This window comes from Micromonospora sp. RTBAU3-60, from assembly GCF_054963695.1.
Genome location: NZ_JBUEGB010000026.1, coordinates 1 through 15021, shown reverse-complemented (window position 1 = coordinate 15021; position 15021 = coordinate 1). Strand labels below are relative to the sequence as shown.

The 15021-nt window shown below is 73.7% G+C and carries 15 protein-coding genes; 6 read left to right on the top strand and 9 right to left on the bottom strand.

All coding sequences use genetic code 11. The features are described from left to right. Window positions 1–76 precede the first annotated feature (76 nt). The 3 genes from ACY34I_RS23585 to ACY34I_RS23575 all read right to left on the bottom strand — a co-directional run bounded on the left by ACY34I_RS23585 (window position 77) and on the right by ACY34I_RS23575 (window position 3663). Entirely contained in the window at window positions 77–1021 is a 945-nt protein-coding gene (locus ACY34I_RS23585; RefSeq protein ID WP_462757235.1) for a beta-ketoacyl-ACP synthase III, read from the bottom strand. Next, on the bottom strand, window positions 1018–2187 hold the full coding sequence (locus ACY34I_RS23580; RefSeq protein ID WP_462757234.1) for an acyltransferase domain-containing protein: 1170 nt from the start codon (window positions 2185–2187) through the stop codon (window positions 1018–1020). The genes ACY34I_RS23585 and ACY34I_RS23580 overlap by 4 nt, the downstream gene beginning before the upstream one ends. A gap of 78 nt (window positions 2188–2265) precedes the next feature. Beyond that, window positions 2266–3663 (bottom strand): PucR family transcriptional regulator, encoded by a 1398-nt coding sequence (locus ACY34I_RS23575; protein WP_370517883.1) that lies wholly within the window; start codon window positions 3661–3663, stop codon window positions 2266–2268. Between ACY34I_RS23575 and pyrE the strand changes: the two genes are divergently transcribed. The 3 genes from pyrE (at window position 3623) to ACY34I_RS23560 (ending at window position 5592) form a co-directional block, all read left to right on the top strand. Next, complete coding sequence (gene pyrE / locus ACY34I_RS23570; RefSeq protein ID WP_462757233.1) at window positions 3623–4165, top strand: orotate phosphoribosyltransferase; 543 nt, start codon at window positions 3623–3625, stop codon at window positions 4163–4165. The two genes, ACY34I_RS23575 and pyrE, sit on opposite strands and share 41 nt — an antisense overlap. Window positions 4166–4286: 121 nt before the next feature. Then, the gene (locus tag ACY34I_RS23565; protein WP_148794540.1) at window positions 4287–4610 is read left to right on the top strand and encodes a hypothetical protein; all 324 of its coding nucleotides are present in this window, start codon (window positions 4287–4289) and stop codon (window positions 4608–4610) included. Between the two features lie 55 nt (window positions 4611–4665). Further along, a complete protein-coding gene (locus tag ACY34I_RS23560) occupies window positions 4666–5592 on the top strand; it encodes an NADP-dependent oxidoreductase (RefSeq protein WP_462757232.1) in 927 nt (308 codons plus the stop codon). 30 nt (window positions 5593–5622) lie between these two features. Here the strand turns inward: ACY34I_RS23560 and ACY34I_RS23555 are convergent, their stop codons facing one another. Next, a complete protein-coding gene (locus ACY34I_RS23555; RefSeq protein ID WP_462757231.1) occupies window positions 5623–6294 on the bottom strand; it encodes a hypothetical protein in 672 nt (223 codons plus the stop codon). A 226-nt stretch (window positions 6295–6520) separates the two neighbouring features. Between ACY34I_RS23555 and ACY34I_RS23550 the strand changes: the two genes are divergently transcribed. Further along, window positions 6521–7120 (top strand): copper resistance CopC family protein, encoded by a 600-nt coding sequence (locus tag ACY34I_RS23550; protein ID WP_462757230.1) that lies wholly within the window; start codon window positions 6521–6523, stop codon window positions 7118–7120. A gap of 56 nt (window positions 7121–7176) precedes the next feature. On the opposite strand, the gene gltX is transcribed toward ACY34I_RS23550, so the two are convergent. The 3 genes from gltX to ACY34I_RS23535 all read right to left on the bottom strand — a co-directional run bounded on the left by gltX (window position 7177) and on the right by ACY34I_RS23535 (window position 11284). Further along, window positions 7177–8586: a glutamate--tRNA ligase gene (gltX, locus tag ACY34I_RS23545; RefSeq protein WP_462757229.1), complete on the bottom strand. Its 1410-nt coding sequence runs from the start codon at window positions 8584–8586 to the stop codon at window positions 7177–7179. 92 nt (window positions 8587–8678) lie between these two features. Next, entirely contained in the window at window positions 8679–9956 is a 1278-nt protein-coding gene (locus ACY34I_RS23540; RefSeq protein WP_462757228.1) for an MFS transporter, read from the bottom strand. Continuing rightward, a complete protein-coding gene (locus tag ACY34I_RS23535) occupies window positions 9953–11284 on the bottom strand; it encodes a GH1 family beta-glucosidase (protein WP_462757227.1) in 1332 nt (443 codons plus the stop codon). Before ACY34I_RS23535 ends, ACY34I_RS23540 begins: the two co-directional genes overlap by 4 nt. A gap of 184 nt (window positions 11285–11468) precedes the next feature. Here ACY34I_RS23535 and ACY34I_RS23530 point away from each other — a divergent pair, with 184 nt between their 5' ends. Continuing rightward, window positions 11469–11915 (top strand): SRPBCC family protein, encoded by a 447-nt coding sequence (locus ACY34I_RS23530; RefSeq protein WP_148794552.1) that lies wholly within the window; start codon window positions 11469–11471, stop codon window positions 11913–11915. An 85-nt stretch (window positions 11916–12000) separates the two neighbouring features. On the opposite strand, the gene ACY34I_RS23525 is transcribed toward ACY34I_RS23530, so the two are convergent. After that, on the bottom strand, window positions 12001–12540 hold the full coding sequence (locus tag ACY34I_RS23525) for a PadR family transcriptional regulator (RefSeq protein WP_462757226.1): 540 nt from the start codon (window positions 12538–12540) through the stop codon (window positions 12001–12003). Window positions 12541–12615: 75 nt separating this feature from the next. Here ACY34I_RS23525 and ACY34I_RS23520 point away from each other — a divergent pair, with 75 nt between their 5' ends. Beyond that, window positions 12616–13425, top strand: coding sequence for an alpha/beta fold hydrolase (locus ACY34I_RS23520; RefSeq protein ID WP_462757225.1), 810 nt, complete (start codon window positions 12616–12618; stop codon window positions 13423–13425). 90 nt (window positions 13426–13515) lie between these two features. Here ACY34I_RS23520 and ACY34I_RS23515 read toward each other — a convergent pair. Next, window positions 13516–15021 (bottom strand): zinc ribbon domain-containing protein (locus tag ACY34I_RS23515; RefSeq protein ID WP_462757224.1); only part of this gene is annotated, 1506 nt, incomplete at its 5' end.

Genomic DNA, 15021 nt, shown 5'->3' with positions numbered 1-15021 from the left:
CCTCTCATCGGGGGTTCACTCGACGGCCGGCGACGCCGGTCGTCACTCCTCGGCGCGCTCGCGCCCGAGGGGGTCTTCAGGGGCAGCGGACGACCTGACCGGCGTAGGTCAGACCGCCGCCGAAGCCGAACAGCAGCACCGGCCCGCCCGCCGGCACCTCACGCCGCTCGACCAGCTTGGACAGGGCCAGCGGGATGCTCGCCGCCGACGTGTTGCCGGACTCGACGATGTCCTTCGCGATGACCGCATCGGGGATGTTCAGCCGCTTGGCGATGCCGTCGATGATCCGGCCGTTGGCCTGGTGCGGCACGAACGCGGCCAGCTCGGACGGGGCCACCCCGGCCTTCTCGCAGGCCTCCAGCGCGAGCGGCGCCAGCGCGGTGGTGGCCCAGCGGAACACGGCCTGCCCCTCCTGCGCGATGTACGGCCGCCAGCCCTCGATCCGGACCGCGTCGCTCTTCTCCGGCACCGAGCCCCAGACCACCGGCCCGACCCCGGCCGGCTCGCCCTCGGCGGTCGCGGTGACCACCGCGGCCCCGGCGCCGTCGCCGAAGATGATGCAGGTCGAGCGGTCGGTCCAGTCGGTGAATTCGGACAGCTTCTCCGCGCCGATGACGATCGCGTTGCGCGCCACCCCGGCCCGGATTGCGTGGTCGACCGTGCCCAGCGCGTAGGCGAAGCCCGAGCACGCGGTGTTGATGTCGTACGCGGCCGGGGCGGTGATGCCCAGCTTCGCGGCGACCCGGCAGGCCACGTTCGGGCTGCGGTCGACCGAGGTGCAGGTGGCGACCACGACGAGGTCGATGTCGGCGGCGCTCAGGCCGGAGTTGGCCAGCGCCTTGCCGGCCGCGGCCGTGGCCATGTCGGCCACCGTCTCGTCACCGGCGATCCGCCGGGTGACGATGCCGACCCGGTCCCGGATCCACTCGTCGTTGGTGTCGACCAGCTGCGCGATGTCGTCGTTGGTCACCACGCGGGAGGGCTGGTAGTGCCCCATCGCCACGATTTTGCTGGCGGTCATGCCTGTCCTCCGATGCGGGCGAGGGGCTGGCCCGGGGCGACCGGGTCGTTGTGGTGGGCGAGCCACTCGGTGAGCAGCCCGCTGTGGTGCGCGGTCACCTCGACCGGCCCCTGCCGGGTCGCGACGTGGCCGATGACCTGACCGGTGCGCAGGTCGACGCCCTCGGCCAGGTCGGTCAGCGGCTCGAAGGTCCCGGCGGCGGGGGAGACCACCACCCGGAACTGGATCACCGGCTCGTGACCGCCCGGGCCGCTGTGCCGGGCGATCAGGTCCCGCGCGGCGGGCAGGTCGTCGGGGGTGTTCAGGGTGACGATCTCGGGCGCACCCTCGCCCTTGAGCTCCCGCTTGACCAGGCCGGCCAGGGTGCCGGCCGGCGGCAGCTCGATCACGCCGGTGACCCCGAGGTCGGCCAGGGTCCGCATGCACAGGTCCCAGCGGACCGGGGCGGTGACCTGTCGGACCAGCCGCTGCACCAGCTCCCGGCGGTGGTTGACCGCGGCGCCGTCCAGGTTGGAGAGCAGGATCCGGGCCGGGTCGGCCGGCACGATACCGCCGGCCACGGCGGCCAGGGCGGCCTCGGCCGGGGCCATGTACGGGGTGTGGAAGGCGCCGGCGACCTGGAGCCGGATGACCCGGGCCTTCGCGGGCGGCTCGGCGGCCAGCTTCTCCAGGCCGGCCACCGCGCCCGCGGCGACGACCTGGCCGGTGCCGTTGCGGTTGGCCGGGTGCAGCCCGTGCGCCTCGATGGCGGCGAGCACCTCGGCCGGGTCGCCGCCGAGCACGGCGGCCATCCCGGTCGGCTCCAGCGCGCAGGCGGCGGCCATCTCCCGGCCGCGTACGCCGGCGAGGGTCACGGCCGCCTCGGCGGGCAGCACCCCGGCCAGGGCGGCGGCGCCCAGCTCGCCGACGCTGTGCCCGGCGACGAGCGCGACGTCGTACATCGGCAGGTGCTCCGCGGCGAGCAGCGCGGCCGCGACGAGCAGCGGCTGCGTGCGGGCGGTGTCCTTGATCTCGTCCGCGTCCGCCTGGGTGCCGAGGCGGACCAGGTCGACGCCGGCCAGCGCGGACCACCAGCGCAGGCGCGCCTCGGCGCCCGGCAGGTCGAGCCAGGGAGTCAGGAAGCCGGGTTTCTGGGAACCCTGTCCGGGTGAGAGAACGGCGAGCACGTCTACGACTCTGACGGATACTCGCGAGTCGCGCTGTAACGCACGGCACCAAACCGTACTAGAAGCTTTAGAGGAAACCTACAAAAATCGGCGGCGATCATCACCTGTGTGTGATGTTTTCCTGACCCCTGCGGCCATTGTCTGGCTCGGGACCGGTGCGACGGCCGGGACCACCGGGTCGAGCCGACCCACGGTCAGCGCCACCTGCAGGGCGAACGCGTCGCGCGGCGCGAGCGGCGAGAACCCGGTCACCTCGGCGACCCGCTTGAGCCGGTAGCGCACCGTGTTGGGGTGCACGAAGAGGGCCCGGGCGGCGCTCTCCAGCGTGCCGCCGGCGGCGAAGAAGGCGTCCAGGGTCTCCAGCAGTTCGCCCCCGGCGCGGACCAGCGCCGCGTACACGTCGTGGCGCAACCGGCGGCGGGCCTCGGCGTCGCCGGCCAGGGCCCGCTCGGGCAGCAGGTCGGCGGCGGGCACCGGGCGGGGCGCGGTCGGCCAGGCCGGCGCCGCGCGGAACCCGGCCAGCGCGGCCCGCGCCGAGTCCGTCGCCTCGTCCAGGCTGGGTACGGCCGGGCCCACCACCACCGGCCCCTCCCCGAAAGCGGTCAGCAGCATGTCCGTCGCGGTCACCGGGTCCGCCGCCCCGCCGAGCACGATGACCAGCCGGTCGCCGTGCACGCCGCCGATCACCTCGACCCCGATCCGGCGAGCCTGCCGGTAGACGGTGTGCAGCACGGCGGCCACCTCGCCGCCGGGGGACCGGCCGACCGCGACCGCCACCGGGGGCGCGTCGGTCCAGCCCAGTGCCGCCGCCCGGCTGGCCAGCACGTCCGGCGAGTCGCCGCGCAGCAGCGCGTCCACCAGCAGCGCCTGGAGCCGGGCGTCCCACGAGCCGCGTGACTCGGCGGCGCGGGCGTACACCCGGGCGGCGGCGAAGGCGATCTCCCGGGAGAAGCGCAGCACCGCCTCCCGCAGCGGCTGCTCCTCGCCCTCGGCGGCCAGGTGCGCCACCTGCTCCTCGACCACCTCGATGGTCACCTTGATCAGCGCGACGGTCTGCTGGAGGCTGATCGAGCGGGCCAGGGCCTGCGGCGCGGCGGCGAAGACCTCGTCCGACACCTCCTGGGTGCTGTCGGTCGCGCCGCCGCCCTGGTGCAGCCACTGCACCAGGGACCGGACGCCGGCCTGGGCGACCAGCATGACCCAGGACCGCTGGTCCGCCGGCAGCTCCCGGAACCAGGGCAGCGCCTCGTCCATCCGGGCCACGCTCGCGGTGGCCAACGCGCCCGCCGCGCGTTCGATCCGGCGCAGCGTGGCCGACAGTTCGGTGCCGCCCGGTTCGCTCACCGCCTTAGCCTGACACGGCCTGACCTGGGCGTGCACACCGAGGGTCGCGGCGGCCGGACCGCCATGCGGCGCGATGCCACAATGATCTCCTGTGACCGACCCCTCGCCCGCGGCGGACCTCGCCCGCGACATCGCCGCCCGCTGCCGGCTCACCGGGCAGTTCGTGCTCCGGTCCGGCCGGATCGCCGACGAGTACTTCGACAAGTACCGGTTCGAGGCCGACCCGGTGCTGCTGGACCGGGTGGCGGCCGGGCTGGCCGAGCTGGTCCCGCCCGGCACCGAGGTGCTGGCCGGCCTGGAACTCGGCGGCATCCCCGTGGTCACCGCACTGGCCCGGCACGTCGGGCTGCCGTGCGCCTTCGTCCGCAAGACCGCCAAGGCGTACGGGACGGCGCGGCTGGCGGAGGGCGCGGAGGTCGCCGGCCGGCGGGTGCTGGTGGTCGAGGACGTGGTGACCTCGGGCGGCCAGGTGGTGATCTCCACCGGCCAGCTCCGCGAGCTGGGGGCGACGGTCGCGCACGCCCTCTGCGTGATCGACCGGGGCGAGGGCGGGGCCGAGGCGCTGGCCGCGCACGGGATCAGCCTGCGGGCCCTGCTCACCCGCGCCGACCTGGACGCCGCCCGCCGGGCCTGACCCGGGCCGCAGCTGATCTCCACGGGTACGCGCCGTCCAGCCCGTCGGGCCCGGCCAGTACGGTGTCAGAGCACGTCGGGGTGACCGCCCGACGGGCGATGGCGAAGGTGAGGAGACCGGGATGGCGCACGGGGAGGCCGAACACGGCTGCGCCCAGGGCGAGCCCGGCCGGCCGGGCCACGAACAGCCGGCGTCCGCCAAGCACCCGAGACGGGCCGGCCTGCCGCATCCGGCCGAGACGGCCGCCTGCTGGGGGCCGGAGCGCGGGGAGGACGACGCGCCCGCGCCGCGGCAGCGGGCCGCCGAGCCGGCCCTGCCCGAGCCGGCGCCCAGCCAGGGCTGCCGCAGCGACCTGTCCGGCTGGGCGGGCGCCCACCGGCACGGCGCGGTGCGGCCGCGCAACCGGGTGGTCCGCCGCGAGCGGCCCCCGCGCCGCTGGTGCTGACCCCAATTTGCCTGGCCGGCCAGCCCGGCTGAGGTTCACCGCTAGCGTGGGCACCGTGAAGGCGATCGCGATCGACGCGTACGGCTCGGCGGACCAGCTCACCCTGCGGGAGCTGCCCACCCCGCCGGTCGGGCCGGACACGGTGCTGATCCGGGTGCGCACCGCCGGGGTGAACCCGGTCGACTGGAAGGTCCGCGAGGGCCACCTGGCCGGTGCCATGCCGGCGCACTTCCCGCTGGTGCCCGGCTGGGACGCGGCCGGCGTGGTGGAGGCGGTCGGCCCCGCGGTGACCGGCTTCGCGGTGGGCGACGAGGTGATCGGGTACGTCCGGCGCGACGACGTCCAGTACGGCACGTACGCGGAGCTGGTGCCCGCTCCGGAGCGGTGCCTCGCCGACAAGCCGGTCCAGGCGTCCTGGGCGGAGGCGGGTGCCCTGCCGCTGGCCGGGCTGACCGCGTACCAGGCGTTGCAGCTGGCCCGGACCGGCGCCAACGACACGGTCCTGGTGCACGGCGCGTCCGGCGGAGTGGGGCACCTGGCGGTGCAGTTGGCCCGGGCGCTCGGCGCCGGCAAGGTGATCGGCACGGCCAGCGAGGCCAACCACGACTTCGTCCGGTCGCTGGGCGCCGAGCCGGTCAGCTACGGCGCCGGCCTGCTGGACCGGATCCGCGCGGTCGCGCCCGACGGGGTGGACGTGGCGCTGGACCTCTTCGGCGGCGAGGCGCTGGACGTCTCGGCCGAACTGCTCGCCCGGCCGGCCCGGCTGGTCTCCACCGCCGACCCGGAGCACGTCACCCGGCTCGGCGGCAGCTACCTCTTCGTGAAGCCGTCCACCGCCGACCTGAGTGTGCTGGCCGGGCTGGTCGACGCCGACCGGCTCACCGTGCACGTGGCCCGGACCTTCCCGCTGACCGAGGCGGCCGAGGCGCAGCGCCTGGTGGCGGCGGGGCACGTCCGGGGCAAGGTGGTGCTGGAGATCTGAGCCGGCCCCCGGCGACGCCGCGCGGTCGGCTCAGCGGGTGCGGCGGCGGACCAGCAGCGCGATGCCGGCGAGCCCGGCGGTGATGACCACCACGACCCCGACGTTGAGCAGCAGCAGCCGCTGGAGTTCGCTCATCGCCGCGTCGATGTCCTGAGCCGGGTTCAGCGTCTCCTCCGGGAGGACCCGCTCGCCGCCGCCGATGCCGCCGCTGAGCGTGTCGAACTGCCGCTCCAGCGGCACGCCGACGGAACGCAGCGTCTCGGACATGTTCAGCCGGCCGAAGAACCAGCCGGCCCGGGTCTTGCTCCGGTCGGGCTGCTTGGCCGGCCGGTAGATCCGGGGCCCGCCCTTGGCGAGCGGGTAGAGGTCGTACGTCTTGACCGCCACCCCGCCGGTGAGCACCACGACCGTGTACTTCGGACCGAGGTCCTGCGCCTCCGGGCCGCGCTGCTGCCCGGTCTTGGCCAGCCAGCTCACCTGGTCCATGACCGCGTTCACCTCGGCGGGGTGGGTGTCGGCGCGCAGTTGCAGGGGCTGGTCCAGCCGGTCGCCGGTGATGTCCACCCCGGCCGGTGCCGGTGCGAGCTTGGGTCCGGGGCCCGCCGCCCGGGCCGTCGCCGGGCCGGTCAGGAGCAGTGCGCACGTGGTCGCGAGCACCGCGCCGGCCACGGCTGCCAGCAGTCGCGTCACCCTTCGGATCATCGCCGCCTCCTCGCCCCGTTCGATGGCTGGCTTCCGTTGCAGGTCACGCTGGATCGGCCGACGGTGGTGGCCGCCGGAAGAAGCACCGGTGCCCACCTCAAAGACTCCGCAGAACGCCGTTCGGTTGCAGCTGCTGGAAGAGTATTTGGAACTATTTGCGATCTGCGGCCGACTAATGTGAGCGGCTGTTGATCAGCGGCCGGATCGTACCCGGACGGAGGGGCTCATGGGGGGCAGGATTGCCCGTGCGGCGCGTACCTGGCTGGTCGTTCTCGGGGTGGCGCTGGGGGCGACGGTGCTGCCGGCCAGCCCCGCCGCCGCGCACAACTCGCTGACCGGCAGCGATCCGAAGGACGGGGCCACGGTGGCGACCGCGCCGAAGCGGATCGAACTCCGCTTCCTGGCCAGGCTGTCCCCCGGTACGACAAAGATCACGGTGACCGGGCCGGACGACGCCCCCGGCTCCGGTGGCGAACCGACCTTCTCCGGCAACCGGGTGAGCCTGCCGTTCACCCCGGGCCCGGCCGGCGTCTACACCGTCGCGTACCAGGTCGGCTCGACCGACGGGCACCCGATCAAGGGGAAGGTCAGCTTCACCCTGACCACCGGCGCGGCCCCCGCCACCCCCTCGGCCAGCGCGTCGCCGACCACCGCGGCGCCCTCGACCCCGGCCGCCGGGGCGACCTCGGCGGCGAGCGCCGACCCGGTCGCCTCGCGCTCCGACGAGGGCGGCGGCACCGGCCTGTGGTGGGCGCTCGGGGCGGTGGTGGCGCTCGTCGCGCTGGGCGGCGGGTTGCTGCTGCGCCGCCGCTCCGCGAGCCGCTGAGCCCACGTACGACGACGGGCCCGCCGGATGACCGGCGGGCCCGTCGCGATCCGACGTCAGATCAGGCGCACCCGGGCGGCGCGCAGCCGGGTCAGGGTGCGCTCGCGGCCGAGCACCTCGATGGACTCGAAGAGCGGCAGGCCGACGGTACGTCCGGTGACCGCCACCCGGACCGGCGCCTGCGCCTTGCCCAGCTTCAGGCCCCGCTCCGCGCCGACCGCCTCCAGCGTGGACTTCAGCGACTCGGCGTGCCAAGACTCCAGCGCCTCGAACGCGGCGATCGCCGCGTCCAGCAGGTCGGCCGCGCCCTCCTTCATCGCCTTCGCCCAGGCCGCCTCGTCGATCAGCGGGTCGGCCAGGAAGAGGAAGTCGACGTTCGGCACGATCTCGCTGAGCACCGCGATCCGGGTCTGCGCCAGCGGCGCCACCGCGGCGAACGCGGCCGGGTCAAACTCCTCCGGCTGCCACGGGGGCGGGGCGATGGTGCCGGTGCCGGTCAGCCAGGGCTGGCATTCCGTGATGAAGTCCTCCGCCGCGAGCGCCCGGATGTACTCGCCGTTGAACGCGCGCAGCTTCTTCTCGTCGAAGAACGCCGGGGACGGGTTCACCTCCGCCAGCCGGAACTCCTCCTCGATCACCGACCAGGGCACGATCTCCCGGTCGCCGGAGGGGGCCCAGCCGAGCAGCATCAGGTAATTGCGCATCGCGTCCGCGAGGTAGCCCTCGTCCCGGTACGCCTCCAGGGCGACCTTGTCCCGCCGCTTGGACAGCTTCTGCCGCTTCTCGTTCACCACCACGGGCACGTGCGCCCAGACCGGCGGCTTGACCCCGAGCGCGTCCCAGAGCAGCTGCTGCTTCGGGGTATTGGGCAGGTGCTCCTCGGCCCGGATCACGTGGGTGATCCCCATGGTCATGTCGTCGACCACGTTGGCGAGCAGGAACACCGGCGAACCGTCGCTGCGGGCGATGACGAAGTCCTCGATCAGCTTGTTCTCGAAGGTGGGCTCGCCGCGGATCAGGTCGACCACCACGGTCTCGCCCTCGTCCGGGGTACGGAAGCGCAGCGCCCGCCCCTCGCCGGGCCCGAGCCCCCGGTCCCGGCAGAAGCCGTCGTAACCGGCGTATTGGGAGCCGGTACGCGCCTGCACGTCCTCCCGGGTGCAGTCGCAGTAGTACGCCCGGCCGCTCTCGTACAGCCGCAGGGCCGCGGCGCGATGCTCGCCGGCGTACGACGACTGGAAGTAGGGGCCTTCGTAGCTGCCCCGCTCGATGCCGATCCAGTCGAGCGCCGACAGGATGCCCTCGGTCCACTCGGGCTTGTTGCGAGCGGCGTCGGTGTCCTCGATGCGGAGCACGAACACCCCGCCCTGCTGCTTGGCGTAGATCCAGTTCTGCAGGGCCGAGCGGGCGCCGCCGACGTGGAACATACCGGTCGGGGAAGGGGCGAAGCGTACACGTACCGTCACGCCCCCAAGCCTACGGCCGGCCGCGACCGAATACGGAAGGGCCCCTTCTCAACGCCGCCTCGTGCGGGTAGAAGGGCCCCTCCTGACACCGTTCAGGGAACCGAGCGGATCTTGAGGACCAGGGCGCTGCCGAGCAGGGTGACCGCCGCGGTGACCGCGTACAGGGTGGGGTAGCCGCCCAGGTGGACCACGATCGGGGCGGACAGCGCCGGGCCGAGCACCTGGGGCGCGGAGTTGGCGATGTTGATCACCCCGAGGTCCTTGGCCCGGTCGGTGGCGGCCGGCAGCACCTGGGTGATCAGCGCCGCGTCGACCGCCAGGTAGACGCCGTAGCCGGCGCCGAGCAGCAGCGCGGCGGCGACCGCCATGGGCCAGGTCGGCGCCACGGCGAGCAGCAGCGCCGCCACCGCCATGATCAGCCCAGAGACGATCACGAAGACCTTGCGCCGGCCGGACCGGTCCGACAGCCGCCCGGCCACCACGGCGGTCAGCATCATGCCGAGCGTGTAGAGCAGGATGAGCACCAGCAGCGCGCCCTCGGGATCGGCGACGCGCACCCCGTCGGTGAGGAAGTACAGCAGGTAGAGCGTGCCCAGCGCGTTGCCGGTCTGCACCAGGAACCGGGTGAACCAGGCCCAGGCGAAGTCCGGGTGCCGGCGCGGGCTGATCCACATCGAGGCGAGCAGCCCGCGTAACGGCAGCGCCGGCCGGTGCTCCCGGGGCAGCGGGTCGTCCTCGGTGAGCAGCGCGAACGGCAGCGACAGCAGCAGCACCGCCAGGGCGACGGCGGCGTACCCGGCGGCGTTGCCGGTGACCACGGCGGTGACCAGCACCGCCCCGAGCACCAGGCCGAGCGCCTGCGGGATGCCCACCCAGCCGGAGACGCCGCCACGCTGGGCGACCGGCACCCGGTCCGGAATCGCGGCGGTGAGGCTGGCCAGCATCGCGTTGAAGCACACCTGCGCGGCGACCCAGCCGACGGCCACCTCGGCGATGCTGTCCTGCCGGGCCAGCAGCACCAGCGCCAGGGCGCCGAGGATCGCCCCGGACGCCGTCCAGATGTGCCGCCGACCGAACTGCCGGTTCGCCACCCGGAGCACGGTCCGGTCGGACAACGCCCCAGCGAGCGGGTTCGCGAGGACCGCGGCGAGCGCGCCGAGGCCGGTGACGACCGCCAGCATGGCCTCCTTGTCGCCCGGCGCGATGCGCTCCACCTGTTGCGGCAGCAGCACCTGGATCGGGGTGAAGAAGGCCATCCAGACGCCGAGGTTGGCCGCGAAGATCAGTGCGATCCAGCTCCGCCGGACCGGCACGGTCGGTTCGGCCAGCGCCGCCGGCAACGCGGCCGGCGTCGGGTCGACCGTGGTCACGGCCGCACGACCTGGTCGCGGAACCAGGCGTACGAGGATTTCGGGGTACGCCGCTGGGTGGCGTAGTCGACGTGCACCAGGCCGAACCGCTTGGTGAAGCCCTCGGCCCACTCCCAGTTGTCCAGCAGGGACCAGACGAAGTACCCGGTGACCTCGACCCCGGCATCGATCGCCTCCCGCACTGCCCGCAGGTGCGCGTCCAGGTACGCGATCCGCTCCGGGTCGGCCACCCGGCCCTCGGCGTCCGGCACGTCGTCGTACGCGCAGCCGCCCTCGGTCACCTGGATCGGCGGCAGCCGGTCCCCGTAGGTGCCGCCAAGTTGGAGCAGCAGGTCGCGCAGCCCGTCCGGGGCCACCGGCCAGTCGAAGGCGGTCCGCGGGTAACCGTCCAGCGGCACGATCTCGAACGGCAGGGGCGAGCCCGGCTCGGCGGCCCGGATGCCGGTCGGGTTGTAGTAGTTCACCCCGAGCACGTCGATCGGGGTGCCGATCACCTCGAGGTCCCCGTCGCGGACGACCCCGGGGTCGAAGTCCAGCCCCGCCGGGTAGCCGAGGCCGAGCAGCGGGTCGGTGAAGAGCCGGTTGTGCAGCGCGTCGTACGCCGCCCCGGCGGCCCGGTCGGCGTCGGTGTCCCCAGCCAGCCGCACGGGAGAGTAGTTGTTCGCGATGGCGACCGGGCCGCTGCTGCGGGCGCGCAGCGCGGAGACCGCGAGGCCGTGCCCGAGGAGCTGGTGGTGGGCCACCGGGAAGGCGTCGAAGAGCAGCATCCGGCCGGGGGCGTGCACACCCGTGCCGTACCCGAGGCTCATGTGGATGAACGGCTCGTTGAGCGTGATCCAGAGCTTCACCCGGTCGCCGAGGCGGGCGGCGACCAGGTCGGCGTACTCGGCGAAGCGGTGGGCGGTGTCCCGGTTGAGCCAGCCGCCGACGTCCTCCAGGGCCTGCGGCAGGTCCCAGTGGAACAGGGTGGCCACCGGGTCCACACCCCGGTCGAGCAGCGCGTCCACCAGCCGCTCATAGAAGTCCAGCCCGGCCGGGTTGACCGTACCCGTGCCGGTGGGCCGCACCCGCGGCCAGGCGATGGAGAACCGGTACGCGGACACCCCGAGCCCGGCGAGCAGCGCCACATCCTCGGCGTACCGGTGGTAGTGGTCGCACGCCTCGTCGCCGGTGCTGCCGTCGACGATCCGGCCGGGGGAGCGGGCGAAGGTGTCCCAGATGGACGCTCCCCGGCCGTCGGCGCCGGCCGCGCCCTCGATCTGGTACGCGGAGGTGGACACTCCCCATCGGAATCCGCTGGGGAATTCGGGCATCGGCGCGGTCGTCATTCGCCCCTCCGTAAACGCGAATCGTGTTCGGGACTCTAGGGCGCGGATCGATGATGCGCCATAGGCCGGGAAGCCTGGTGGCGCAAGGGTTTTCGGCGTGTCTTTTCCGAACCCGTCCGGGTAAGTCCGAATTTGCGCATACAGTGCGTAATATCGCGGATGTCCTTAGTGGGGGAAAGACGACATGATCCTCGTGGAACGCAGTGCGCACGTGATGGCGCCGGTGGAAGCGGTCTGGGACGTCGTACAGCGGGCCGAGCAACTGCCGGCCTGGCTGGCGGGGGTCCGCGCGGCCGAGGTCCTCTCGGGGGAGGGCTTCGGCCGGCGACAACTGGTCCAGGCCGGGCGCGGCGCGGCACACGAGGCCGAGGTGATCGCCTACCAGGAGCCGACCCTGATCGGGTGGCGCGAACGGGCCAGGGGCGCTGGCGCCCGGGCCGAGGCGCGCACCGAGATCTACGTGCAGCTGACCCCGGACGAGGAGGAGGGCGGGACGCTCGTGCGGCTCATCGTCGTACGGTGGCCCGCCGGGCCGGTCAAGGCCGCCCTGCTCCGCCTCGGCCTGCGCCGGGTCGGCGCCGACCTGGAGGACTCGCTGGCCCGGCTGACCGACCTGGCCGCCGTCGGCTGACCGAGCCGGTCCCGGCGTCGCCCGCGATGGCGATGGTCCGGCGTTCCCGCCAGGGACGCCGGACCATCGTCGACTCACCTGCCGGTCAGCGGGTCTGCTCGGACCCGCGCAGCGCGGCGATGGTCTCCCGCAGCCATGCCTTCTCGGCCCGGCTGATCGCGGCGGCCATGACCAGCATGCCGCGCCGGAATCGATCCTCCTGCTCGGCCGCGCGCTGCGGTCGGTCGCCGGCGTAGAAGAAGCTGGCCGGCTGGTCGAGAAACGCCAGCCGCCGTTCCAGCACCGCCGCCTGCGCCGCCGGATCGGCCAACTGCCCGAGGAACGCGAGCAGGCTGAAGAACCGGTTCTGGTCGGTGACATCCAGTTCCGTCGGTTCGCACAGCCGCCGCCGCAGCTCCGCCCGCCCCGCCTCGGTGAGCGAGAGGGTGTGCCGGGGCGCCGCCGCCGCGCCCGGCTCCCGCTGCCGGCTGACCAGGCCGGCGCGCGCCAACCGGTTGATCGCCGGATAGAGGCTGCCGTCGCTCACCGGCCGGGCATACCCGGCGAGCCGCGAGATGCGGGTCTTCAGTTCGTACCCGTGCAGCGGCCCCTCGCCCAGGAACCCCAGGATCGCCAACTCCAGCATCCCCGCATTCTGCCTTGCCCGCCGCCCGCATGCCCCGATACGGTATACCTCGAATCGAGGTATAAGGAGGAGCGCATGCGGGTCGAGGGATCCGGCGGGACGGGGCTGAACGTGGTCGACTTCGGCGGTGACGGACCCGGCATCCTGCTGCTGCACGGACTCACCGGCCGGGCCGCGAACTGGACCGCGACCGCCCGATGGCTGACCCGCCACGGCCGGGTGATCGGCTACGACGCCCGCGGGCACGGCCACAGCGACAAGCCCGACGGCCCACTCGACCGGGCGGCGTACGTGGGCGACGCGGTCGCGGTGATCGAGGCGCTCGGCCTGGCGCCGGCCCTGGTGATTGGGCACTCGATGGGCGGCCTCACCGCCTGGCAGCTCGCCGCGGCCCGGCCGGACCTGGTCCGCGGGGTGGTGATCGCCGACATGAGCCCGGTGACCCCGCCCGACCTGGTGGCCCGGTGGCGGCGCTGGCTGGCCGACTGGCCGGCGCCGTTCCCGACCCTGGCCGACGTGCGCGACTACTTCGGCGCCGAGTGGCGTACGGAGGGGGAGTCCTTCGTGGAAGTGATGGCCGAGGGCCCGGCCGGGTGGCACCCACTGGCCCGGCCCGAGCACCTGCTCGCCTCCCTGTCGCACTGGGCGGACCGGGACCACCGGCCGGAACTCGCAGGGGTCGGCTGCCCCGCCCTCGTGGTGGCCGGCGCGGAGAGCGACCAGCCGGTCGAACGGCAGCGGGAGACGGCCGAACTGCTCCCCGACGGCCGCTTCGCGCTCGTGCCCGGCGCCGGCCACGTGCTGCACTACGACAACCCGGCCGGCTGGCGGGCCGCCGTCGAGCCGTTCGTGGCCGAACTGGTGGCGGCAGCCGCGCCGGCGTGAACCGAGCGCGCCGAAACCGGGTCGTCGGGGCGCTTCTGCCCGTGGCAGATGGGCGGGCCGCCGGCCCACCGTGACGCCTAGCGTCCCTGATCAGCTTAGCGATCCTGAGTCGGATGGGGTTTCCGGGATCGTTTCCCACCGTGGTGGGGTCGCGTGGGCGTGGAAGTGGAATCCTGCGCCCAACGCGGCTCCGCGTGGCCGGTGGCCGGTGGTGGGTGTGCTGATCGTTGTCACGCCTTGGTGTCGGTGGGCTGCGCGGGGCAGCCTTGGCCGGTCCGTTGGTGCGTGTCCCTCCGGACGCTTACCCGCCTGACCGTGGGGTCGGGTGGGGGAGGGTGCCCTGCGTCGCCTGGGCGCGGGGCGTGATGGCTTGCGCCGGGTGGGACCAGCCTTCGACCGGTCCCCCCGGCGGGTCTTCGTGATGACCGCTGCCGTTTCGAGTTTGTCGACCACGGCGCGGATGACCATGTGCCCGCTGGTCTTGTCGATGACGGTCTTTGCCTGATGAGTGAGGCCGCGGGCGGCGATCCGCCGCCAGGCACCCTGGTCGCGATCGCCTTGCCAGTGGCAGGACTGGTGGGGGCAGATCGCCCACTTCCAGCCTGGGGTGGTGGGGCGGTCGGGGGCCTTACAGTGCCGTAGCGGGGTCAGGCACTGCGGGCAGTGCTTCGAGGTGTTCCGGGCGGGGACGGTGACCACGGCGATACCGGTCTCGGCGGCGAGGTGCCGCATCCGGTCGACGATCTGCCCACGGACTTGCTGCGACAGGCGGGTGTTGAGGGTGGCGCCCATGCCCTTGGCTTCCAACGACCGCAGGTCTTCGACGTAGATGACGGTCGTCCGGGCGGCGATGGCCTGGTCCACGGCCCAGCGGGCGGCGGCCCACGCGAGCGCGTTGTTGAGGTTGGAGCGGCGGGCGGAGACGTGGCGGATCTCGGCGCGCAGGACCGCCAGTTTGCCGACGAGGTGATGCCGCTCATCACGGCCGGCCAGGCGTTGGTAGTGGTCGGCTTTGGCGTGCAGCCGCTCACCGTGCCGGCGCAGCCGGTGCTGCTTGGCCAGGACCCCGGCCGCCCGGAACTGACCACCCGCCCCCAACGCGGTGATCCGCCCGCCCTCGTGCAGCCGCAGGGCCCCGGCGCTGAGGAGAGTGTTCAGCCCCCAGTCCACGCCGAGCGCCACCGTGTGACCGGTCCGCCGGACCTTCGGCACAGCGTGCGTGTACGCGACATCGGCGCGTACCTGTCTGCCCGTGAGGCGGAGGCTGGGCAGGTGCAGCACCGCGCCCGCGGGAACCGTGGGCGGCAGGCTGATCGGGCAGGCCACCCACGTCCAATCCGCATAGGCTCGCGGATCCGGACGGGTGGGCAACTGCAAGCGCAGCAACACCCTGCTGGGGTCGGTGTCGCTGCGTTCAATGGTGGCCTGCTGCCGGTCACACGCGGCCAACAGCAGCATCCGCGAGACCTTCGGGACGCCTTCCAGCTCGAACACGTCCACCGGCAGCCGGCCGTTGGCGGCAAGGAACTTCGCGGCCTGCCGCGTGCGGGACTTGACGATGCTGGACGGTAGATGCTCCCCGCCCGGAACCGCCTT

Bases quoted from the DNA above. Each gene is read 5' to 3' on its own strand.
- ACY34I_RS23585 (WP_462757235.1), bottom strand. From the start codon at position 1,021: ATGACCGCCAGCAAAATCGTGGCGATGGGGCACTACCAGCCCTCCCGC.
- ACY34I_RS23575 (WP_370517883.1), bottom strand. From the start codon at position 3,663: ATGTCGCGGGCGAGGTCCGCCGCGGGCGAGGGGTCGGTCACAGGAGAT.
- ACY34I_RS23565 (WP_148794540.1), top strand. From the start codon at position 4,287: ATGGCGCACGGGGAGGCCGAACACGGCTGCGCCCAGGGCGAGCCCGGC.
- ACY34I_RS23555 (WP_462757231.1), bottom strand. From the start codon at position 6,294: ATGATCCGAAGGGTGACGCGACTGCTGGCAGCCGTGGCCGGCGCGGTG.
- ACY34I_RS23550 (WP_462757230.1), top strand. From the start codon at position 6,521: ATGGGGGGCAGGATTGCCCGTGCGGCGCGTACCTGGCTGGTCGTTCTC.
- ACY34I_RS23535 (WP_462757227.1), bottom strand. From the start codon at position 11,284: ATGACGACCGCGCCGATGCCCGAATTCCCCAGCGGATTCCGATGGGGA.
- ACY34I_RS23530 (WP_148794552.1), top strand. From the start codon at position 11,469: ATGATCCTCGTGGAACGCAGTGCGCACGTGATGGCGCCGGTGGAAGCG.
- ACY34I_RS23525 (WP_462757226.1), bottom strand. From the start codon at position 12,540: ATGCTGGAGTTGGCGATCCTGGGGTTCCTGGGCGAGGGGCCGCTGCAC.
- ACY34I_RS23520 (WP_462757225.1), top strand. From the start codon at position 12,616: ATGCGGGTCGAGGGATCCGGCGGGACGGGGCTGAACGTGGTCGACTTC.